Raw genomic sequence first — 20,891 nt, 5'->3', positions numbered from 1 at the left:
GTTTCCCGTTACCCCTGGAAGGCTCTCTATAGGGCGACCTTAGGCCGCCACCTCTTTCATGGACACCGACGGATCGGCGAGCTTGTCGGCGTCGACCGGCGTGCGTTTGGCGATCAGCTGCTTGCCGGCCATGAACTCTGGCGGAGCATTGACCGCCTCGACGGCCTGCAGAAGGTCGCCCTTCAAATGGAAGACCGCGAACTTGGCGGCGGCAACGTCGCCGCGCACGATCTGGCGGTCGGCCTCGAACGGCAAGCCGGCGATCTGCAGCTTCAGATCATACTGGTCGGACCAGAACCATGGGACTTCAGGCGCGGGACCCGGACGTCCGAGAATCGCCGAGGCGGCCTGCTTGGCCTGCTCCAGCGCGTTGGGAACACTCTCCAGGCGGAATTGCCGCTCATAAAGAGGGAGCGGGCGGTGGGTGACGTCGCCGATCGCGAAGATCGACGGATCCTCGGTACGCGCTTCCAGGTCGACAACCACGCCATTGGCGGTCGCCAGGCCCGCATCCTTGGCCAGTTCGTCATTCGGGACCGCGCCGACGCCGACCAGGGCGACGTCGCAGGAGACCACGCGACCATCGGAGAACTTCACGCCGGTGACGTGGCCATTCTCGCCCTCGAAGCCGGCGACGCCGGCGTTCAGCTCGAACACTACCCCATGCTTGCCGTGATAATCCTGGAAGAACAGCGATAGGGTTTCGCAGGCGACGCGAGCCAGCACCCGGCTTTCACGCTCGATGACCATGGCGTGGCCGCCGAGCGCCCGGGCCGAGGCCGCAGCCTCAAGGCCGACATAGCCGCCGCCGATCACGGCCAGGCGCTTGTCCGGGCCCAGGGCGTGCTTGAGCCGCTCAGCGTCGGCCGCCGTGCGGAGGGACAGCACGCCGGCCAGATCGGCGCCCGGAACCGGCAGCGCCCGGGCGCGAGCGCCGGTCGCCAGAATGAGGAAGTCGTAGGCGATGGCCTCGCCCGAGGCGAGGGTGACCGTCTTTTCCGCACGGTTGATCCGCTCGGCCACGCCTTCGAGGCGCAGGGAGACATTGTTGTCAGCGTACCAGTCGGCGGGTTTCAGCGAGAGCGAGTCGGCGTCGGCCTCGCCTTTCAGCCAGGCTTTCGAAAGCGGCGGGCGCTGATAGGGCAGCAGCGGCTCGTCCCCGATCAGCACAATGCGGCCCTGGTGACCGTACTGACGCAGGAACGCCGCGGCCGAGCCGCCGGCATGACCGGCGCCGACGATGACGACGCACGCGTTCTGATTGGCTTCAGCGCTCAACGACGCCCTCCCTTTCGTCAAAAATGACGCCGGCGTCACCTATTGGCAAGCGCCATGATAGAGGCGGATACAGAGCGCGTCAGAGAAAGTGTCTGCGGTTTCGCGCCCGGACGCGCTCCCCTTACAAAAAGAGCCTGCTAAGGCAGGCTCTATGGGCGGCCCGTTTCCGAAGCCGCCCCGCGTTTGCCGAGTTGGAGATCCCGTCAGACGACGCGCTCGACCATCATCTTCTTGATCTCGGCGATGGCCTTGGCCGGGTTCAGACCCTTGGGGCAGACCTGGGCGCAGTTCATGATCGTGTGGCAGCGATAGAGCTTGAAGGGGTCTTCAAGCTGGTCGAGGCGGTCGCCGGTCGCTTCGTCGCGGCTGTCGATCAGCCAGCGATAGGCATGCAGCAGGGCCGCCGGGCCCAGATACTTGTCGCCGTTCCACCAGTAGCTGGGGCACGAGGTCGAGCAGCAGGCGCAGAGGATGCACTCGTAGAGGCCGTCGAGCTTCTCGCGGTCTTCCGGCGACTGCTTCCACTCCGTCTGCGGCTCGGGCGTGTCGGTGTGCAGCCAGGGCTCGACCGAAGCATACTGAGCATAGAACAGCGTCAGGTCGGGGATCAGGTCCTTGACCACCGGCATGTGCGGCAGCGGGCTGATCTGCACGGCCTTGCCCGGCACCTCGGCCCAGCCGTGGGTGCAGGCCAGGGTGTTGCGGCCGCCGATGTTCATCGAGCACGAGCCGCAGACGCCTTCCCGGCACGACCGGCGGAAGGCCAGGGTCGGGTCGATGGTGTTCTTGATATAGAGCAGGGCGTCCAGAACCATCGGGCCGACGGTATCGACGTCGACGTCGTAGGTGTCCCAACGCGGATTGCCGCCCGCTTCCGGATCGTAGCGGTAGATCTTGAAGGTCTTGACCTTCTTGGCGCCGGCCGGTGCGGGCCAGTGCTTGCCCGACTTGACCTGCGAGTTCTTGGGGAGTGCGAGTTCGACCATCGTACCCTCAGTAGACCCGTTGTTTCGGCGGGATGTAGGCGATGTCGTCCGACATCGTGTAGCTGTGCACCGGACGGTAATCGATCTTCACCTTACCGGTCTCGACATCGAGCCAGGCCAGGGTGTGCTTCATCCATTCGGCGTCGTCGCGGCTCGAGAAATCTTCGCGGGCGTGGGCGCCGCGGCTTTCGGTGCGGTTGACCGCGCCGGCCACGGTCACGACCGCCTGGCCGATCAGGTTGTCGAATTCCAGGGTCTCCATCAGGTCGGTGTTCCACACCAGACCGCGATCGCTGACCTTGATGTCCTTGGCCTTGTCCCAGACCGTCGCCAGGCGTTGAGCGCCGCCGACCAGGGTTTCGCCCGTGCGGAACACCGCCGCGTCTTCCTGCATGGCCTTCTGCATCTCGAGACGCAGTTCGGCCGTGCCGGTCGAGCCCGAGGCGTTGCGGAAGCGGTCGAAGCGGGCCAGGTGGCCGTCGGTCCAGGCGTCCTTCAGTTCCGGCTGCTTGGCGCCGGGGGTCAGGACCTCGGCGCAGCGCAGGGCCGCGGCGCGGCCGAACACCACAAGGTCGATCAGCGAGTTGGAGCCCAGGCGGTTGGCGCCGTGCACCGACACGCAGGCGGCCTCGCCCACGGCCATCAGGCCCGGGATCACCTGATCGGGGTTTTCGCCCGACTTGGTGACGACTTCGCCGTGATAGTTCGTCGGGATGCCGCCCATGTTGTAGTGGACGGTCGGCAGCACGGGGATCGGGGCCTTGGTCACGTCGACACCGGCGAAGACCTTGGCGGTCTCGGAGATGCCGGGCAGGCGCTCGTGCAGGATCTTCGGATCCAGGTGATCCAGGTGCAGGAAGATGTGGTCCTTGTTCGGGCCCACGCCGCGACCTTCGCGGATTTCGATGGTCATCGCACGGCTGACCATGTCGCGAGGCGCGAGATCCTTCACCGACGGGGCGTAGCGCTCCATGAAGCGCTCGCCTTCCGAGTTGGTCAGGTAGCCGCCTTCGCCGCGCGCGCCCTCGGTGATCAGGCAGCCGGCGCCGTAGATGCCGGTCGGGTGGAACTGCACGAACTCCATGTCCTGCAGCGGCAGGCCGGCGCGCAGCGCCATGGCGTTGCCGTCGCCGGTGCAGGTGTGAGCCGAGGTGGCCGAGAAGTAGGCGCGGCCGTAACCGCCCGTGGCCAGGATCACCGTCTGGGCCTGGAAGCGGTGCAGGGTGCCGTCGTCGAGCTTCCACGCCGTCACGCCGCGGCAGACGCCGTCGTCCATGATCAGGTCGAGAGCGAAGTACTCGATGAAGAACTCGGTGTCGTGGGCCAGGGACTGGCCGTACATCGTGTGCAGCATGGCGTGGCCGGTGCGGTCGGCCGCCGCGCAGGTGCGCTGGATCGGGCCTTCGCCGTAGTTCTTGGTCATGCCGCCGAAGGCGCGCTGATAGATCTTGCCGTCGGCCGTGCGCGAGAAGGGCACGCCCCAGTGCTCGAGCTCATAGACCGCCGCGGGCGCGTTGCGGGTCAGGTACTCGATGGCGTCTTGGTCGCCCAGCCAGTCCGAGCCCTTGACGGTGTCGAACATGTGCCAGCGCCAGTCGTCCTGGCCCATATTGCCCAGCGAGGCCGAGATGCCGCCCTGCGCCGCCACGGTGTGGCTGCGGGTCGGGAACACCTTGGTGATGCAGGCGGTCTTCAGACCCGCCTGCGCGGCGCCCAGGGCGGCGCGGAGACCCGAACCGCCGGCGCCGACGACGACGACGTCAAACTTGTGGTCGATGAACTTGTAGGCCGACATCAATGGGCTCCGGTCACGGTCAGGGCCACCTTGAGGATCGAGAAGACCCCCACGGCGCCGGCCAGCACACAGACGAACAGATTGCCGATCACCAGGGCCGACTTGCTCGTGAAGCGGTGGATATAGTCTTCGATCACCACCTGGACCGCGTTCGACAGGTGGATCAGAGCCGAGATCAGCAGCAGGCTCAGGAGCACGGCGTTCAGCGGCTGGCCGATCCAGGCCGCGGCCGTGTGCTGGTCAGCGCCGATCAGCTTCAAGGCCCCGAATACGCCCCAGATGGAGAGCGGCGCGAAGGCCAGGCCCGAGACGCGCTCGGTGATGAAGTGGCTGACGCCGTGGCGCGACGCGCCCATGCCGCGCGCGCGCGACAGCGGGGTGCGGAACTGGATGGGCTGGAAGATGTCGTTCTTGCTCATGATTCAGAACGCTCCGTTCGCGCCGGCGATGACCCAGGTCACGATCGTCGCCACGACCGCGAAGGCGATCGCCATGGCGCCGGTCATGTCGGCGATGCGCGGGGCGAAGCCCTTGCCGGTGTCCCAGAAGGTCTGGCGGATCGTGTAGGCGATGTTGAAGAACACGGCGAAGGTCTCGCCCAGCAAGACCAGCTTGCCGATCGGCGAGCCCAGAATGCTCAGGAAGCCCGCATAGACGTCCGGACCAGCGGCCAGGGCGGCGGCCCAGGCGGCCAGGATCACGGCGCCGACCCACAGGCCGACGATGCAGGCGCGGTGCAGGATCGAGCAGGCCATGGTGATATGCCAGCGCCAGACCTGCAGGTGCGGCGACATCGGGCGCTCAGGCAGCCCCCGGCTCGTGTCGGTCATGAGAGGTCCAACCCCAGTAGCCTTTGTGCGTTGCGGGATGCTTTTAAGCGCGAGGGCGGGGGTGTCAATTAAAGCGGGCACTGTTGAGAAACGTTCTCAGCTCCACTCCGGTTAAGTTAGGGAACCCCTAAGGCCAAGGTTGCGTTATGATCCGTCGCTTTAAGGGGAAGTAGGGCGTGCGCACGACCGGTCCGATCGATTTCGGCGAGATCTTCGACCGTATCCCCTCTCCCTACATGTTGGTCGACAGAGACCTTCGCTATGTCGCCGCCAACGCCGCCTATCTCGCCACGGTGCAACGCCGTTGGGACGAGCTGGAGGGCCGTAATGTTTTCGACGCCTTTCCTTCGGAGGGCGATACGCGGGCGCAGCTCGAAGCCTCGCTGGCCCACGCCCGAGACCGTGGAGAGGTGACCGAGTTGCCGCTGATCCACTATGCGATCGAACGGCCGCCTCATCTGGGCGGCGGCGCCGAGGAGCGGATCTGGAGCGCCACCCATACGCCGATCCCCGACGAGACCGGCGCCACACGCTACATCCTTCAGCACACCCAGGACGTCACTGCGATCCAGCGCCTCAAGGAGGCGGCGTTCGGCTCGCGGTCTGCGACCATGCTGGGCGACGAAGTGCTTCGGCGGGCCGAGACCGTTCAGTCCCAGAGCCGGCAACTGCGGAACCTGTTCATGCAGGCGCCCAGCTTCATGGCCGTGCTGCACGGCCCCGATCACGTCTTCGACCTGGTCAATAACGCCTACGCTCAGCTGATCGGTCTTCGCGAGGTTGCTGGCCTGCCGGTGCGGACCGCGCTTCCGGAAGTCGTCGAGCAGGGCTTCATCGATCTGCTTGACCGCGTACTGACGACCCGCGAGGCCTTCGTCGGCCGGCGCGTGAAGGTGGCTCTGCAACGCAACGCCCACTCGGCCCTTGAGGAACGCTACCTCGACTTTGTCTACCAGCCGATCATCGAGGCGGACGGCAAGGCGTCGGGCGTCTTCGTCGAAGGCGTGGACATGACCGATCAAGTCCAGGCCGACGAACGCCAGCGCCTGCTGCTGGACGAGCTGAACCACCGCGTGAAGAACACCTTGGCCACGGTGCAGGCCATCGCCCAGCAGACCCTGCGCGGCGCGACGACGCCCGAGACCTTCGCCGCCGCGTTCGAAGCCCGTCTGCTGGCCCTCTCCCAGACGCACAACGCCCTGACCGACAGCCAGTGGGCCGGCGCGGGCCTGCGCCAGCTCCTGATCCAGGAACTGGGCCCCTATGGCCCCGAGCGTATCGTCATGGATGGCCCGGACGTCCACCTGCCCGCCCGCGTGGCCTTGTCGCTGGGCATGGTGTTCCACGAACTGGCCACCAACGCCGCCAAGTACGGATCCCTGTCGAACGCCGGCCGACTGGCGCTGGCCTGGTCGGTGCGCGACGACGAGCGGCTCGTCTTCGAATGGCGCGAGCTCGACGGCCCACCCGCTCGTCAGCCCACCCGACGCGGGTTCGGCTCACGCCTGATCGAGCGCAGCATTACCGGCGAACTCCGCGGCGTGATCGTGGCCGACTACAGCCCGGCCGGCCTGTTTGTCCGGTTCGACGTGCCGCTTGCGCGGGACTTCGGCTAGCTATCCGGACGCGCGGCCCCGTTAAGCCTTGAACACTGTCAAGGCCAGGTGCTGCAGCAGCATGATGGTCTTGGCGTCACGAATGCGGCCGTCGGCGATCATGGCCAGGGCCTCATCGAGGCTCGGCTCCAGCACCTCGATGTCCTCGCCCTCGTCGGGATGGCCGCCGCCGTCGCCGATCCGCATGGCTGCGTCGTACTCGGCGACGAAGAAATGCAGGATCTCGGTCACCGAGCCCGGGCTCATGAAGGCCTCGAACACCTTGCGCACCTCGCCCAGGCGGTAGCCCAGCTCCTCCTCGACCTCGGCGCGGATGCGGACCTCGGGTTCGGCGTCATCCAACAGTCCGGCGGCCGCCTCGATCAGCAGGTCGTCATAGCCGTTGACGAAGGCCGGCCAGCGGAACTGCTTCACCAGCAGCACCGTGCGGTTGGCCAGATTGTAAGGCAGCAGCACCGCACCATTGCCCCGGTCGTAGTGCTCGCGATGCTGAGTCTGCCACGTCCCGTCGCGACGCTTCCAGTCGAAGCTTGTGGTCTTCAGGACGTACCAGTTGTCGGAGAGCAGCCTGGTCTCGTTGACCCGGATCCGGTCCTTGACGCTCATTATATTCTCCTAGTCGCGTACGCGCGCCATATAGTCGGCCGAGCGCATTTCCTGCAGGCGCGAGACCGTTCGCTCGAACTCGAACGCGCCATCGCCCTCGGGATACAGCGCCTCGGGCTCGGCGTCGGCCAGAGCCACCAGCTTGGCGTCGGCTTCGTAGAGCGCATCGATCAGGGTGTTGAAGCGCTTGGCCGCGTCGCGCCGGGCCGGCGTCAGGCGCGGCACGTCTTCCAGGAAGATCGTGTGGAAGCGCTCGGCGACGGCCAGATAGTCCTGCGGCCCCAGGGCCTGCTGGCACAGGCTGGCGAAGGACGAGCGCAGCATCCCGCCCGCGGCGCGCGGCAGACGCATCTTCCTGCCCAGCACCTCAAGGGTCGCGCCCGTCTCGGCCGCGCCGTCCAGCATGTCGGTCCACAGCTGCTCGAACTCGGCCTGGTTGGCTTTATCATTGGGGGCCAGCCAGGTGCGGGCCGCCCGCAGGCGGTCCAGACGGAAGTCGACCGGCCCGCGCACGGCCACGACGTCCATGGCGTCCTTCAGCATGGCGATGAACGGCGTGAAGAGCTGACGGTTGAGGCCGTCCTTGTAGAGGTCGTCTGGCGGACGGTTCGAGGTGGCCACAAGGGTGACGCCGCGCGCGAACAGCGCCTCGAACAGCCGGCCCAGGATCATGGCGTCGGCGATGTCGGTGACCTGCAGCTCGTCAAAGCACAGCAGGCGGGCGCTCGCGGCGATCAGATCGGCAGTCGGGACGATCGGGTCATCGCCCTTGTGCTGGCCGAACCGCGCCTTGCGCGCCGCCGCGTCGCCCTTGCGCCAGGCGTCGATGTCGGCGTGGACCTCGGCCATGAAGGCGTGGAAGTGGATGCGGCGCTTCTTGGTGATCGGGGCGCTGTCGAAGAACAGGTCCATCAGCATGGACTTCCCGCGCCCGACCGGCCCCCAGAGGTAGACGCCGCGCTGGCTCTTGGGCTTGCGGCCGAACAGCGAGAAGCCGGGCTCGCCGGCGTTGTCGAGATCGGCTTCCAGCCGGGACAGGGCTTCCACGGCCGCGGCCTGGGCCACGTCGGGCCGGATGTCGCCCTGGGCCAGGCGCTCGCGATAGGCGGTGCGTAGAGATGTCGGCATCGAGGAGTGCGGTTAGCGCGAGAGCGGCGCGGGGGGAAGGGCCTTGCGCCTCTCAACATCGACGGAGCGAAGCGCTATGGGAGGGGGATGAATATCCTCCACCTGCCCGACGAAGCCGCGACTCAGGCGCTGGGCCGGGCCCTGGCCGCTACCCTGAGACCCGGCGACGCCCTCTGCCTGACCGGCCCGCTAGGCGCCGGCAAGTCGACCCTGGCCCGCGCCCTGATCCGCGCCCTGACCACGCCGGACGAAGAGGTGCCCAGCCCGACCTTCACCCTGGTGCAGTTCTACGAGACGGCCGGCTTCCCCCTGGCCCACTTCGATCTCTACCGTCTGTCGGACCCCGATGAGGCCTATGAGATCGGCCTGGACGAAGCCCTGGACGGCGGCGTCGCCCTGATCGAATGGCCCCAACGGCTCAAAGGGCGTTTGCCCGCGACTCGGCTCGATATAGACATCGCCCTCGACGGCGACGCGCGGCGCGCCGCCATCACACGGCACGGCGATTTCGAGGGACGTGATCTTGAGTTCTGAGAGAGAAGTGGCGAAGGCCGCGTTCCTGAAAACCCACGGCTTCGGCGACGTCCGCCGCGAGAGCCTGGGCGGCGACGCCTCGACGCGGTCATATGAGCGCCTGCACCGCGCCAAGAACGCAGACGAGGACGGATCCAGCTTCATCTTCATGGACCAGCCGCCGTCCGTCGAGACCGCGCCCTGCCCGCCGGGCGCTACGCCCGAAGAACGCGCCGCGCTCGGGTACAACGCCCTGGCCCGCCTGGCCGCCGGCCGGGTGGACGCCTTCGTCGCCTGCGCAGGCTGGTTGAACGCGCAAGGCCTGTCGGCGCCGAAGGTTTTGGCCGCCAATCCCGCGATTGGCCTGGCCGTCCTGGAAGACTTGGGCGACGACCTTTACGCGCGCCTGATCGAGACCGGGATCGACGAGGCCCCGCTCTATGACGCCGCCATCGACGGCCTGCTGGCCTTGCACGCCGCGCCGACACCGGACGTTCTGAGCTTCGGCGGCTCGACCTGGCCGCTGCTGACCTATGACGATCTCGCGCTGAAGACTGCCCACGACATCTTCATCGAGTGGCAGCCCAAGTTCCGCGACCTGACCTTCGACGAGGCGGCTCTGGCAGAATGGGAAGCCATCTGGGCGCCGATCCGCAACACGGGCGAGGCCGGCGCGACCGTCTTCTGCCACCGCGACTATCACGCCGAGAACCTGATCTGGCTGCCAGAGCGCCAGGGCGCGGCCCGGGTCGGCCTGCTCGATTTCCAGGACGCGGTGCTGGCCCATCCGGCTTGGGACCTGTCGATGCTGCTGCACGACGCGCGCCGCACCGTCTCGCCTGAGCGCGAGACCGCTAGCCTGGAGCGTTATCTGGCCGCGCGGCCGGAACTCGACCGCACCGCCTTCCTGGCCGACTATCACGCGCTGGGCGCGCTCAACATCATCCGGATCCTGGGAATCTTCGCCCGCCTGGTGACCCGCGACGGCAAGCCCCGTTACGCCGACTTCATCCCGCGCCTTTGGGTCTATCTGGAGGTTTGCTTCGCCGATCCGGCGCTAGCGGACCTCAAGGCCTGGTTCGACCAGTACGTTCCCGCCGAGGCCCGCCGATGACCGTTCCGAAAGTCGCCATGGTGCTGGCCGCCGGCCTCGGCACCCGCATGCGCCCCCTGACCAACGATCAGCCCAAGGCTCTGGTCGAGGTGCATGGCAAGGCGCTGATCGATCACATGCTGGACCGCCTGGCCGCCGCCGGGGTCGAGACCGCGGTGGTCAATGTCCACTATTTCGCCGACCTGGTCGAAGCCCACCTGAAGGCCCGCCAGGCCAAGGGGGTTGGCCCGAAGATCGTCATCTCCGACGAACGGCCTCAGGCCCTGGAGACGGGCGGCGGCATCAAGCACGCCTTGCCGCTGCTGGGTGAAGGTCCCGTCTTCGTGGCCAATATCGACTCCGTCTGGATCGAGCACGCCGGCCCGGCGATCGACGCCGTGGCCGCCGCCTGGAACCCTGAGACGATGGACGTCTGCCTGATGCTGGCCTCGACCTCCGCGTCGCTGGGGTTTCACGACACCGGCGACGTGTTCCTTGACGGCGGCGTCGTCCGCTTCAAGAACCCCGGCGAGATCGCGCCGCTGGTCTATGTCGGCGTCCATATCTGCAAGCCGGCGATCACCGCCGATGGCCCCGAGGGTCCCTTCTCGTTGCTGCCGCTGTGGAAACGCCTGGCCGCCGATCACCGCGTCCACGGCGTCGCGCCTGATGGCCTCTGGATGCATGTCGGCGATCCCGACGCCAAGCTGGCGGCCGAAGCGAAACTCTCCCAAGGAAGTCTGGCCGAGGGATGAGCAGACCGGCCCCCTTCTTCGACAGACCGGGGCCGCGCTGGTTCTCGATTCCCGCGCACCGGCCGTTCGTCGACGATCTGGCGCGCGGCCTGCTGAACACGCTGGAGCCGCTGGGTCCAGAGGCCCTGCCCCGCGCCACCGTCCTGACTCCGACCCGACGTGGGGCCAGAGCGCTGGCCGACGCCTTTCTGGCTGTCGGCGGGGGGCGGGCGCTGCTGCTGCCGCAGATCCGGCCGCTGGGCGACCTGGACGAAGGCGAGCCGCCCTTCGAACCCGGTGAGCTGTCGCTCGACTTCCCGCCGGCCATTTCCTCGCGTCGCCGTAGGTTCGAGCTGGCGCGGCTGGTCGTCGACCATGGCGACAAGCTGTCGTTCAAGCCTGGCCCGGTCCAGGCCCTGGAACTGGCCAAAGCTCTGTCAGACTTTCTCGACAGCTGCCAGATCGAGGAGGTCCCGTTCGCCGACAAGCTGGACGGCCTGGCCGAGGGCGACCTGGCCCAGCACTGGCAGGTCTCGGCCCGCTTCTTGATGGGCGTGCTGACCGCCTGGCCCAAGCGGCTGGAGGCGCTGGGCCTGATCGACGTCTCGGAGCGTCGGGTGAAGTTGCTGCGGGCCCTGGAAAAGCAATGGGCCGAGAACCCGCCGACCGAGGTGCTGGTCGCCGCCGGTTCGACCGGCACCGCGCCCGCCACCGCAGATTTGCTCCGGGTCATCGCCGCCGCCCCCAAGGGCGCCGTGGTGCTGCCGGGTCTGGACGAGGATCTGGCCGACAGCGCCTGGAGCCAGATCGAGGGCTCCCAGGGCGAGCAGCATCCGCAAGGCGCGATGAAGCGGCTGCTGGATCGCGCTGGCGTCGACCGCTCTGACGTCCGCGCCTGGGTTCCCGATGTCGACAGCCGCGGCCGCTGGCGACGGCGGATCGTCAACGAGGCCCTGCGCCCCGCCGAGGCCACCGCCGACTGGCTGGCCCAGATCGCCGCCCTGCGCGCCGAGGCCCCGGATCTCGACCCCGTCGCCGAGGGCCTGACGGGCTTCTCGGTCATTGCCGCCCGCGCCGAGGAGGAGGCCGCCGGGGCCTGCGCCTTGCTGCTGCGCGAAGCGCTGGAGACGCCGGACAAGACCGCCGCCCTGGTCACGCCCGACCAGACCCTAGCCCGCCGGGTGATGACCCGCCTGCAGCGCTGGGGCGTCATCCCCGACAGTTCGGCCGGCGCGCCGCTGGCCGCCGCCGGCTCGGCGATCCTGGCCCTGCACCTGGCGCGCCTGGTCCAAGAGCCGCTGAACCCCGTCCGTCTGCTGGCCTTCGCCAAGCATCCACTGGTGTTGGGCGAGGACGAAGCGCCCGCCGCCGCTATGCTGGAACGCAAGGGGCTGCGCGGCGCTGCGCCGGGTTCGAAAGAGGTTCTGCGCGGCAGGCTGAAGGACGCGCCGGACGCTCTCGCGCTCTGCGACCGGGTCCTGGCCGCCGTCGACCACGCCGCCGCGCCTTATGTGGACGGCTTCGCGCCGCCCTGCCGGGCCGCCCAGGCCCTGGTCGAGGCGCTGGAAGGCCTGATCGCGGTCAATCGCCTGTGGGCGGGCGGCGCGGGCGAGTGCCTGGGCGCGCTGATGGCCGCCCTGATCCAGGATGGCGAGCCCCTGCCCGACGCCTCGCCCCAGGCCTTCGCCGACATCCTCGACCGGCTGGTCAACGAGGAGACCGTCCGGGTCGGCGGCGCCACACATCCCCGCCTGAGGATCCTGGGCGCCATCGAGGCCCGCCTGGTTCGTGCCGATCGCCTGGTGCTGGCCGGGCTGGAGGAAGGCGTCTGGCCGCAGGGCGCGCCGATCGATCCGTTCCTGTCTCGACCGATGCGCTCGCGCCTAGGCCTGCCGCCGCCCGAGCGCAAGATCGGCCTGACCGCCCACGACTTCGCCCAGGCCGCCAGCGCGCCGGACGTGGTGCTGGTCCACTGCGAACGACGCGGCGGCGCCCCGGCCGTCGAGTCGCGCTGGCTGTGGCGCCTGAAGACCCTGGCCGCCGGCGCGGGTCTGGCTCTGCCCCGGCGCGACGATGTGCTGGATTGGGTCCGCGCCCTCGACGCCCCCGATCCCTACGCGCCGATCGGCCGCCCCGCGCCGACGCCCCCGGTCGAGGATCGTCCGCGCAAGATGGCCGTCACCCGCGTCGAGGCCCTGACCCGCGACCCGTACGCCGTCTGGGCGCGTGACATCCTCAAGCTCTATCCGCTGGAGCGTCCAGACGAGCCGGTCGAAGCCCGCGCCCGGGGCACCGCCATCCACGCGGCGTTCGAGACCTTCGCCGAGACCTATCCCGACGCAGTGCCGCTCGAGGCCGCCGGCGTGTTCGAGCGCTTCTATATCGACGCCCTGGTCAAGGCCGGCATGCCGCCGACCGCCCTGGCCCGCGAAAAGGCCCTGGCCCGCGAGGCCGCCCTGTGGGTCGCCGACTGGGAGCGCCATCGCCGCACCACGGCCCGCAAGGTGGTGGTCGAGGCGGCTGGCGAGCTGTCGCTCAGCATCAACGGCCGCCCCTTCACCCTGACCGCCAAGGCCGACCGGATCGAGCCGACCGCCGATGGGACCGCCCACATTCTCGACTACAAGACCGGCGCCGCCCCGTCGCAGAAGCAGGTCGACACCGGCTTCTCGCCGCAACTGACCCTGACGGCGGCGATCCTGATGAACGGCGGCTTCCCGGACCTGGGCAAGCCGACGCCGGGCGACCTGACCTATGTCCGCGTGACCGGAAGACGTCCGGCGGGCGAAGAGCAGGTCCGGGCCCTGGCCGGCGAGGAGAGCAGCGCCGCCGCGACCAAGGCGCTGGAAGGCCTCTCGACCCTGATCGCCCGCTACGACGATCCGGACGAGCCCTACCGTTCCCGAGTCGCGCCGCAGTTCGTCAAGGAGCATCCTGGCGACTACGCCCACCTGGCGCGGGTGTTCGAATGGTCGACCAGCGGCGATGACGGGGACGGCGAATGAGCGGTCCAGACTATCAGCGCATCGCCGCCGACCCGACGATCTCGGCCTTCGTCACGGCCAATGCCGGTTCGGGCAAGACCAAGACCCTGATCGACCGGGTCGCGCGCCTGCTGCTGGCCAAGGTCAAGCCCGAGGCGATCCTGTGCGTGACCTATACCAAGGCCGCCGCCGCCGAAATGCAGCGCCGCCTGTTCGAGCGCCTGGGCAAATGGTCGGTGACCAGCGACGCCGACCTGCGGGCCGAGCTGATCAAGTTGGTCGGCGAAGCCGAAGCGACCTATGACGCCAAGCGCCTCTCCGAGGCCCGCGCCCTGTTCGCCCAAGCGCTGGAGACGCCCGGCGGCCTCAAGATCCAGACCATCCACGCCTTCTGCGAGAAGCTGCTGCGGCGCTTTCCCCTGGAGGCTGGCGTCTCGCCCGGCTTCACCGTGATGGACGACCAGGCCGGCGCCGCCATCGCCCGCGCCGCCCGCCGGGCCACGGCGCATTGGGTGGATACGCACGACGATGTTTTCGCTGAAGCCTATGCACGCTTCTCGGTGGCGCTGGACTTCCAGAGCTTCGAGAACATGTTCGCCGGCTTCGAAGCGCGGCGCGGCCAGATCATGGCCTATGTCGCGCGCTGCGGCGGACTTCAGGAAGCCGTGGCCGACGCTTGGGAACGCTGCGGCTTTGACGAGCCGACCTCGGCCGCTGACCTGGCGGCTCAAGCGATGGCGCGGCTGGATCTCGGCGCCTGGCGCGCTGTCGCGACGGTGCTGTTCGACGGCGGCGGCAAGCAGGACGCCAAATATGCCGAGGCGCTGGCGGCCGTCGCCCGCGATCCGGACGCCACGCTGGAACTTGCGCTCCGCGCCCTGTTCACTGAGGGCGGAGAGGGCACGCCTGCGACCTGGCCGGGCAAGACCTCGGGCCTGAAGACCCGTCCCGATCTGCGCGAAGCCCTGGTCCTCGAACAAGCGAAGCTGGAGGCCGCCCGCGAACGGGTCCGCGCCGCCAAGGTGGCCGAGGATACCGAGGGCGCCCTGCGGCTGGCGGTGCTGTACGTGACCTCGCACCGGATCGAGAAGGACGCCCGGGGCGCGCTGGACTTCACCGACCTGATCGACAAGACCCGCGTGCTGCTGACCGAAAAGGTCGAGGCCGCCTGGGTGCTCTACAAGCTGGACGGCGGCATCGATCACATCCTGCTGGACGAGGCCCAGGACACTGCGCCGGAGCAGTGGGAAATCCTCAGCGCCCTGACAGCCGACTTCTTCGTTGGCGAGACCTCGGAGGGCTGGAGCGGCCGCCGGGCCGAACGGACCCTGTTCGTGGTCGGCGACGAGAAGCAGTCGATCTATTCGTTCCAGGGCGCCGATCCCACGCGGCTGCTGGAAGAGACCCAGGGCTACATCACCCGCATTGAGGCCGTTGGCGCCGTTGGCAAGGGCGTGCCGCTGACGGTGTCGTATCGCTCGACACGCGAGGTGCTGAGCTTCGTCGACGCCCTGTTCTCCGATCCCGAGACCCGCGAGGGCGTGCCGCCGCCGGTGGGCCAGGACTTAGTTCGCCACGAGCTTTTCCGCCACGGCCATCCGGGCTGCGTCGATCTGTGGCCCCTGACCCGCGAACTTCCGGGCGAGGAGCGCGAGGCCTGGGAGGCGCCGGTCGATTCGGAAGGCGAACGCAGCGCCAATCGCCGCCTGGCCGAGGCCATCGCCACGGAGACCGCCGCGATCCTAGCCCGAGGCGACGCCGTCTTCGACAAGGAGATCAGCCGCCATCGCGCCGCCCACGCCGGCGACATTCTCGTCCTCGTCCGCCGCCGCAAGGTGCTGTTCGAGGAGATCATCCGGGCCCTGAAGCGGCGCGGCGTGCCGGTGGCCGGGGCCGACCGGCTGTCGCTGTCCAGCCACATCGCCTTCGAGGATCTGCTGGCCCTGGGCCGGTTCATCCTGTTCCCGGATGACGACCTGACCCTGGCGGCGCTGCTCAAGTCGCCGTTCTGCGGCCTGACCGACGAGGACGTCTACGCCCTGGCCAAAGGCCGTCGGGCGACGCTGTGGTCCGAACTGCGCCGTCGCGCCGACGAGCGCCCCGAGTGGGCGGCGGCGCGCACCGTGCTGGACTGGGCGCTTACGGAAGGCCGCAAGCGGCAACCGTTCGAGTTCTTCGCCGGCTGGCTGGGCTTGGCCGACGCGACCGGCCGCTCTCACCGCGCCAAGGTGCTGACCCGCCTGGGGGCCGAGGCCGAAGAGGCGCTAGACGAGTTCCTGGCCCAGGTGATGGAGGCCGAGCAGCGCGGCGTCCGCGACCTCGAGGCCCTGGTCGCCGATTTCGCGGCGCTGGACATCGTCGTCAAGCGCGAGATGGAAGGCGCCCGGCGCGAGGTGCGGGTGATGACCGCCCACGGCTCCAAGGGCCTGGAAGCCCCGATCGTCTTCCTGCCCGAGACCACGGTGAAGCGCGGGGCCGGCGGCTCGCCGCTGCTGGTCACCGAGGACGGCGGCCTGCTGTGGTGCGCCAGCGGCAAGGGGGACTGCGACGCCTCGGCCAAGGCCCGCAAGCTGCGCGAGGACAAGGAAAGCCAGGAGGCCTTGCGCCTGCTGTACGTGGCCCTGACCCGAGCCCGTGACCGGCTGATCCTATGCGGCCGCATCGACGCCCGGACCAAGGACGACAAGGTCGGCGGCTGGTACGCCGCCGCCCGCGCCGCCTTCGGCCATGCCGACATCGCCCCGGATGTGCGAACCGTCGGCGAGGATGAGGCAGCCTTCCTGCGCTACGGTCCCGATCCCGTCCCAGCGCCGCGTGTCGAGGAAGTCGTCCGCGATTCGGCGTCCGCGCCGGCCTGGATCAAGGTCGACGCGCCGCCGGAGCCTGCCGCCGCCCGCTATGCCGCGCCGTCGCGGATCGAGGACAATGCCCGCGTCCCGGCCCCGTCGCCTTTGGCCCGCGTCTCGGGTCTGGGCCGCTATCGCCGGGGCGAGATCGTCCACAAGCTGCTGCAGCTGCTGCCCGACGTCGCGCCGGACCGGCGGGCGGACGCGGCCAAGCGCCTGCTGGCCGCCGAACGCGACCTGACCGAAGCGCAGCGCGAGGAGATGGCGGCCGCCGCGTTCGGCGTGTTGGACGATGCGCGCTTTTCCGCCGTGTTCGGCCCCGGCTCTCGCGCCGAGGTCGCCTTGGCCGGGACCAGCGCTTACTTGCCCAAGGGCCTCGCCGTCTCGGGCCGCGTCGACCGGCTGGTGGTCGACGAAGGCCGCGTCCTGGTCGTCGACTACAAGACCAATCGCCCGTCTCCCGACCAGATCGAGGACGCCGATCCGGCCTATCTGGCGCAGATGGCCGTCTATGCCGCCGTGCTGCGAGAGGTGTTCCCCGGACGGGCCGTTGAAGCGGCCCTGGTCTGGACGGACGGTCCCAAACTGATGCCGGTTCCAGAAAAGGTGATGACCCAGGCTCTGGCCCGACTGACCTAAGGCCGTTGCCGGACGCGCCCCGTCCTCCTACATCTGCTGCAAGCGCTCGGAACGAATCCGGGCATTCGACCCTTATCGCGTCCTCCGCGCCGACCGCGTGACGCCAGACTGGAGCAAGCCATGAGCACCGTTGTGGTGACTGACGCCACCTTCGAAGCCGACGTCCTGAAGGCCAGCAAGCCCGTGCTGGTGGACTTCTGGGCCGAGTGGTGCGGTCCGTGTAAGCAGATCGCCCCGGCCCTGGAGCAGATCTCGGAAGAGCTGGCCGACGTCGTCACGGTCGCCAAGGTCAATATCGAGGACAGCCCGACGACCCCGTCGCGCTACGGCGTCCGCGGCATTCCGACCATGATGCTGTTCCGCGATGGCCAGATGACCTCGATGAAGGTCGGCGCCATGCCCAAGCAGAAGATCCTGGAATGGCTGAACGAAGCTGGCGTTCAACCGGCCTAAGCGGCTTCCAGGCCTGAATTGAAGACGCCCGCTCCGGTCTCCGGGGCGGGCGTTTTTCGTGTCGGCCTACTTCTTGGGCGTCACGATGAACGGCGAGACCGAGACCGGAGGGGCTTTCTTTTCGGCCTTCGGTTTGCGGACTTCCTTGTTCGACTTCTTCTGACCCTTGGCCATTGGCGGTTCCTGCCAGGACGGGTGCGCTCGCCGAGGATGTCCAGCGGGCCGCGCCGCCCTATCGGCGTGGGTTCAGCCTTACGCGTTTAGGTCGGCCAAGTCTCTGGGCTCATCGCCAGCACTTCGCCGGCCAGATAGAGCGAGCCACAGATCAGCACGTGGGGCGTCGGTTCCAGCTTGAGGGCCCGGTCCAGCGCGTCCTCGACCGAATCGCAGGCGCAGGCCCGCAGGCCGGCCAGTTCGGCGGCGGCGGCCGTGTCGGCGGCGCTGGCAGCGGCGGAGCCTTCGAAGGTGACGGTGAAGACCTTGGCCGCCACGCCCCGGAAGGGGCCGAAGAATCCGGTCGCGTCCTTGTTGGCCAGCAGGCCCGAGATCAGCGCCACCGGCCGGCCGTCGCGGGCGGCGAGATCCGCGACGGCGCGGGAGACGGCGCGGCCGGCGTGCGGATTGTGGCCGCCGTCCAGCCAGAGGTCGGCCCCGGCCGCCTTGGCGCGCTCGGCCAGAGGCCCGGCGGTCAGGCGCTGGAAGCGGGCCGGCCAGATCGCGCCGGCGATCCCGCGCCCCATGGCCGCCTCGTCGATGCGCGGATCGCCCAGGGCCAGCATGGCGGCGACGGCGAGGCCGGCATTGGCGAACTGGTGGTCGCCCGGCAAGGACGGCGCCGGCAGGTCCAGCAAGCGGTCTTGCATCTGGACCAGCAGCCGGCCGCGCTCGTTCCAGGCGTCGAAGTCGCGGCCCATCAAGGTCAGCTCGACGCCGGCCAGGGCGGCGGTGGTCTCCAGCACGTCCTCGGCGTCGCCCTGCTGGCGGGCCGAGACGACCGCCGCATCCGGCTTGATGATCCCCGCCTTTTCGACCGCGATCTTGGCGATGGTGTCGCCCAGGAATTCGCGATGGTCGATGTCGATCGGTGCGATGACGCAGACCGCTGGCTTCTGGATGACGTTGGTGGCGTCCAGGATCCCGCCGAGACCGACCTCGACGATGCACAGATCGGCCGGGACCTCGGCGAAGGCCACGAAGGCGGCGGCCGTGGTGATCTCAAAGAAGGTGATCGGCAGGCCGGCATTGGCCGCCTCGACGCGGTCCAGCACGTCGGCCAGGTGGTCGTCGGTGATCAGGGTTCCGGCTAGGCGGATGCGCTCGGCGAAGCGGACCAGGTGCGGCGAGGTGAAGACGTGGACCTTGAGCCCCGCCGCCTCGGCCATGGCCCGCAGATAGGCGACCGTCGAGCCCTTGCCGTTGGTGCCGGCTACGTGGATGACCGGCGGCAGGCGGTCCTGTGGATCGCCCAGAGCCGCGCACAGTCGCCGCATCCGGTCCAGCGACAGGTCGATCAGCTTGGGATGCAGCCCCTTGAGCCGCTCGAGCGCGGCGTCGTGAGCGCGGAGATGCTCGGCCAAGGCGGCTTAAGCCGCCTTGCGGTTGCGGCCCATCATCAGGGTTCCCAGCACCGAGCCCAGCACCTGCGGCAGGTCCTTGCGGTGGGTGACGCGGTCGACCATGCCCTTTTCGACCAGATATTCCGAGCGTTGGAAGCCCGGCGGCAGGGTCTCGCGGATGGTCTGCTCGATGACGCGCGGACCGGCGAAGCCGATCAGGGCGCCCGGCTCGGCCAGGTGGATATCGCCGAGCATGGCGTAGGAGGCGGTGACGCCGCCGGTGGTCGGGTCGGTGAGGACCACGACGTAGGGCAGGGCCGCGTCCTTCAGCTCGTTGATCGCCAGGGTCGTGCGGGCCATCTGCATCAGCGACAGCGCGCCTTCCTGCATGCGGGCGCCGCCGGCGGCGGTGAAGGCGATCATCGGGACCTGGCGCTCTAGGGCGGCCTTGGCGGCGGCGATGAAGCCCTCGCCCGCGGCCATGCCCAGCGAACCGCCCATGAAGGCGAAGTCCTGGACCAGCACCACGGCGTCGACGCCGGCGACCTTGCCGTAGCCGATGGCCATGGCGTCCGGCTCGCCGGTGGCCTTGCGGGCCGCGATCAGGCGATCCTTGTAGGGCTTGCCGTCCGAGAACTTCAGCGGATCTTCAGGGACCGCCGGGGTCGGCAGCGCCTCGTACTGGCCGTCGTCGAAGGTGAACTTGAAGCGGGCTTCCGGCCCGATCCGCATGTGGCGACCGGCCGGCGTGACCCACAGGGCCGCCTCCAGGTCGGAGCGGAAGATCATCTCGCCCGTGTCGGGGCACTTGACCCAGAGGTTCTCGGGCGTCTCGCGCTTGGCGAACGCGCCGCGCACACCCGGTGCGATCCGCGACAGCCAGCCGCCTCGGCGGTCAGTCGCCACTTTTTTCTCGCCCTTTTTCGGGTCCTGGGGTTCAGCCATAGCCATAGCCTTAGAGCCTCACTTCGTCCCGACTCGCGCCGAACGCACAGCCTTAGCCAGCTCCGACGCCTTGAGAAGAACCTTCTCGGTCACGTTTTCGTTCAACTTGGCCGCCGACTCGATTTCGTCGACCAGCGCCGAGCCCACCACGGCGGCATCGGCCACGCGGGCGACGGCAGCGGCCTGCTCGGGCGTGCGGATGCCAAAGCCCACCGCGACCGGCAGGCCCGAGGCCTTGCGCAGCCGCTCGACGGCCGGGGCCACGTCGGCGGCGTCGGCCGACTTCACCCCGGTCACGCCGGCGACCGAGACGTAATAGACGAAGCCCGAGGTGCGACGGATGACCATCGGCAGGCGCGCATCGTCGGTGGTCGGGGCCGCCAGGCGGATCAGGGCGATGCCTTCGGCCTCCAGGGCGTCCGACAGCGGGTCAGCTTCCTCGGGCGGGCAATCGACGATGATCAGGCCATCGACGCCGGCCTTGGCGGCCGCAGCGGCGAAGCTTTCGAAGCCTCGGTTCAGCACCGGGTTCAGATAGCCCATCAGGATGATCGGGGTGTCGGCGTCGCCCGCGCGGAAGGCGGCGACCAGGTCCAGCGTCCCCTGCAGGGTCATGCCCGACTTCAGGCCGCGCTGGGCGGCGCGCTGGATGGTCGGGCCCTCGGCCATCGGATCCGAGAAGGGAAAGCCCAGTTCGATCAGATCAGCGCCGGCGCCCGGCAGGCCCTTGAGCACGCTCAAGGTGGTTGCGGCGTCGGGATCGCCGGCCATGACATAGGTCACGAAACCGGCGCGGTTCTCGGCCTTCAGCGCCGCGAAGCGACGGTCGATACGGTCTTTGGTCATGGATTCTCGTTCCCCGAGCCCTCCCCCTCGATGGGGGAGGGTT

The 20,891-nt window shown here is 68.9% G+C and carries 18 protein-coding genes; 7 read left to right on the top strand and 11 right to left on the bottom strand.

Translation table 11 applies throughout. The features are described from left to right. Positions 1–39: 39 nt before the first annotated feature. From CSW62_RS00970 to sdhC, 5 genes are all read right to left on the bottom strand, one after another. Entirely contained in the window at positions 40–1,278 is a 1,239-nt protein-coding gene (locus tag CSW62_RS00970) for an NAD(P)/FAD-dependent oxidoreductase (RefSeq protein WP_099575369.1), read from the bottom strand. 203 nt (positions 1,279–1,481) lie between these two features. Then, positions 1,482–2,264, bottom strand: coding sequence for a succinate dehydrogenase iron-sulfur subunit (locus CSW62_RS00965; protein WP_099575368.1), 783 nt, complete (start codon positions 2,262–2,264; stop codon positions 1,482–1,484). Positions 2,265–2,271: 7 nt separating this feature from the next. After that, complete coding sequence (gene sdhA, locus CSW62_RS00960) at positions 2,272–4,059, bottom strand: succinate dehydrogenase flavoprotein subunit (RefSeq protein ID WP_099575367.1); 1,788 nt, start codon at positions 4,057–4,059, stop codon at positions 2,272–2,274. Continuing rightward, positions 4,059–4,478 carry a succinate dehydrogenase, hydrophobic membrane anchor protein gene (gene sdhD, locus CSW62_RS00955; RefSeq protein ID WP_099575366.1) on the bottom strand — a complete coding sequence of 140 codons (420 nt, stop codon included), beginning with the start codon at positions 4,476–4,478 and terminating at the stop codon, positions 4,059–4,061. Before sdhD ends, sdhA begins: the two co-directional genes overlap by 1 nt. Positions 4,479–4,481: 3 nt before the next feature. Then, on the bottom strand, positions 4,482–4,889 hold the full coding sequence (sdhC, locus tag CSW62_RS00950) for a succinate dehydrogenase, cytochrome b556 subunit (RefSeq protein ID WP_099575365.1): 408 nt from the start codon (positions 4,887–4,889) through the stop codon (positions 4,482–4,484). 176 nt (positions 4,890–5,065) lie between these two features. On the opposite strand from sdhC, the gene CSW62_RS00945 reads away from it, so the two are divergent. Beyond that, the gene (locus tag CSW62_RS00945) at positions 5,066–6,505 is read left to right on the top strand and encodes a sensor histidine kinase (protein ID WP_233206584.1); all 1,440 of its coding nucleotides are present in this window, start codon (positions 5,066–5,068) and stop codon (positions 6,503–6,505) included. 21 nt (positions 6,506–6,526) lie between these two features. On the opposite strand, the gene CSW62_RS00940 is transcribed toward CSW62_RS00945, so the two are convergent. Both CSW62_RS00940 and zapE read right to left on the bottom strand, forming a co-directional pair. Continuing rightward, positions 6,527–7,111 carry an NUDIX domain-containing protein gene (locus tag CSW62_RS00940; protein ID WP_099575364.1) on the bottom strand — a complete coding sequence of 195 codons (585 nt, stop codon included), beginning with the start codon at positions 7,109–7,111 and terminating at the stop codon, positions 6,527–6,529. A 9-nt stretch (positions 7,112–7,120) separates the two neighbouring features. Continuing rightward, entirely contained in the window at positions 7,121–8,239 is a 1,119-nt protein-coding gene (zapE, locus tag CSW62_RS00935) for a cell division protein ZapE (RefSeq protein ID WP_099575363.1), read from the bottom strand. Positions 8,240–8,326: 87 nt separating this feature from the next. Between zapE and tsaE the strand changes: the two genes are divergently transcribed. The 6 genes from tsaE (at position 8,327) to trxA (ending at position 17,501) form a co-directional block, all read left to right on the top strand. Then, complete coding sequence (gene tsaE, locus CSW62_RS00930) at positions 8,327–8,773, top strand: tRNA (adenosine(37)-N6)-threonylcarbamoyltransferase complex ATPase subunit type 1 TsaE (protein ID WP_099575362.1); 447 nt, start codon at positions 8,327–8,329, stop codon at positions 8,771–8,773. Then, positions 8,757–9,866 carry an N-acetylmuramate/N-acetylglucosamine kinase AmgK gene (amgK, locus tag CSW62_RS00925; protein WP_099575361.1) on the top strand — a complete coding sequence of 370 codons (1,110 nt, stop codon included), beginning with the start codon at positions 8,757–8,759 and terminating at the stop codon, positions 9,864–9,866. Before tsaE ends, amgK begins: the two co-directional genes overlap by 17 nt. Further along, the gene (murU, locus tag CSW62_RS00920) at positions 9,863–10,600 is read left to right on the top strand and encodes an N-acetylmuramate alpha-1-phosphate uridylyltransferase MurU (protein WP_099575360.1); all 738 of its coding nucleotides are present in this window, start codon (positions 9,863–9,865) and stop codon (positions 10,598–10,600) included. The genes amgK and murU overlap by 4 nt, the downstream gene beginning before the upstream one ends. Next, the gene (addB, locus tag CSW62_RS00915) at positions 10,597–13,584 is read left to right on the top strand and encodes a double-strand break repair protein AddB (RefSeq protein ID WP_099575359.1); all 2,988 of its coding nucleotides are present in this window, start codon (positions 10,597–10,599) and stop codon (positions 13,582–13,584) included. Before murU ends, addB begins: the two co-directional genes overlap by 4 nt. After that, positions 13,581–17,048: a double-strand break repair helicase AddA gene (gene addA, locus CSW62_RS00910; RefSeq protein ID WP_099575358.1), complete on the top strand. Its 3,468-nt coding sequence runs from the start codon at positions 13,581–13,583 to the stop codon at positions 17,046–17,048. The genes addB and addA overlap by 4 nt, the downstream gene beginning before the upstream one ends. A 120-nt stretch (positions 17,049–17,168) precedes the next feature. Beyond that, a complete protein-coding gene (trxA, locus tag CSW62_RS00905; protein WP_099575357.1) occupies positions 17,169–17,501 on the top strand; it encodes a thioredoxin in 333 nt (110 codons plus the stop codon). Positions 17,502–17,567: 66 nt separating this feature from the next. Here the strand turns inward: trxA and CSW62_RS00900 are convergent, their stop codons facing one another. The 4 genes from CSW62_RS00900 to trpA all read right to left on the bottom strand — a co-directional run bounded on the left by CSW62_RS00900 (position 17,568) and on the right by trpA (position 20,848). Beyond that, the gene (locus tag CSW62_RS00900) at positions 17,568–17,675 is read right to left on the bottom strand and encodes a hypothetical protein (protein ID WP_082009057.1); all 108 of its coding nucleotides are present in this window, start codon (positions 17,673–17,675) and stop codon (positions 17,568–17,570) included. Between the two features lie 86 nt (positions 17,676–17,761). Continuing rightward, complete coding sequence (locus tag CSW62_RS00895) at positions 17,762–19,078, bottom strand: folylpolyglutamate synthase/dihydrofolate synthase family protein (protein ID WP_099575356.1); 1,317 nt, start codon at positions 19,076–19,078, stop codon at positions 17,762–17,764. Between the two features lie 6 nt (positions 19,079–19,084). Continuing rightward, a complete protein-coding gene (locus tag CSW62_RS00890) occupies positions 19,085–20,008 on the bottom strand; it encodes an acetyl-CoA carboxylase carboxyltransferase subunit beta (RefSeq protein WP_099575355.1) in 924 nt (307 codons plus the stop codon). A 12-nt stretch (positions 20,009–20,020) separates the two neighbouring features. Beyond that, the gene (trpA, locus tag CSW62_RS00885; protein WP_099575354.1) at positions 20,021–20,848 is read right to left on the bottom strand and encodes a tryptophan synthase subunit alpha; all 828 of its coding nucleotides are present in this window, start codon (positions 20,846–20,848) and stop codon (positions 20,021–20,023) included. Positions 20,849–20,891: the final 43 nt, after the last annotated feature.

It is taken from the genome of Caulobacter sp. FWC2, assembly GCF_002742625.1.
Classification (GTDB): domain Bacteria; phylum Pseudomonadota; class Alphaproteobacteria; order Caulobacterales; family Caulobacteraceae; genus Caulobacter.
This window is presented reverse-complemented; position numbering and strand designations above follow the sequence as displayed.

Bases quoted from the DNA above. Each gene is read 5' to 3' on its own strand.
- addA (WP_099575358.1), top strand. From the start codon at position 13,581: ATGAGCGGTCCAGACTATCAGCGCATCGCCGCCGACCCGACGATCTCG.
- tsaE (WP_099575362.1), top strand. From the start codon at position 8,327: ATGAATATCCTCCACCTGCCCGACGAAGCCGCGACTCAGGCGCTGGGC.
- CSW62_RS00900 (WP_082009057.1), bottom strand. From the start codon at position 17,675: ATGGCCAAGGGTCAGAAGAAGTCGAACAAGGAAGTCCGCAAACCGAAG.
- zapE (WP_099575363.1), bottom strand. From the start codon at position 8,239: ATGCCGACATCTCTACGCACCGCCTATCGCGAGCGCCTGGCCCAGGGC.
- CSW62_RS00965 (WP_099575368.1), bottom strand. From the start codon at position 2,264: ATGGTCGAACTCGCACTCCCCAAGAACTCGCAGGTCAAGTCGGGCAAG.
- trpA (WP_099575354.1), bottom strand. From the start codon at position 20,848: ATGACCAAAGACCGTATCGACCGTCGCTTCGCGGCGCTGAAGGCCGAG.
- CSW62_RS00940 (WP_099575364.1), bottom strand. From the start codon at position 7,111: ATGAGCGTCAAGGACCGGATCCGGGTCAACGAGACCAGGCTGCTCTCC.
- sdhD (WP_099575366.1), bottom strand. From the start codon at position 4,478: ATGAGCAAGAACGACATCTTCCAGCCCATCCAGTTCCGCACCCCGCTG.
- CSW62_RS00890 (WP_099575355.1), bottom strand. From the start codon at position 20,008: ATGGCTATGGCTGAACCCCAGGACCCGAAAAAGGGCGAGAAAAAAGTG.
- murU (WP_099575360.1), top strand. From the start codon at position 9,863: ATGACCGTTCCGAAAGTCGCCATGGTGCTGGCCGCCGGCCTCGGCACC.
- trxA (WP_099575357.1), top strand. From the start codon at position 17,169: ATGAGCACCGTTGTGGTGACTGACGCCACCTTCGAAGCCGACGTCCTG.
- addB (WP_099575359.1), top strand. From the start codon at position 10,597: ATGAGCAGACCGGCCCCCTTCTTCGACAGACCGGGGCCGCGCTGGTTC.
- sdhC (WP_099575365.1), bottom strand. From the start codon at position 4,889: ATGACCGACACGAGCCGGGGGCTGCCTGAGCGCCCGATGTCGCCGCAC.
- sdhA (WP_099575367.1), bottom strand. From the start codon at position 4,059: ATGTCGGCCTACAAGTTCATCGACCACAAGTTTGACGTCGTCGTCGTC.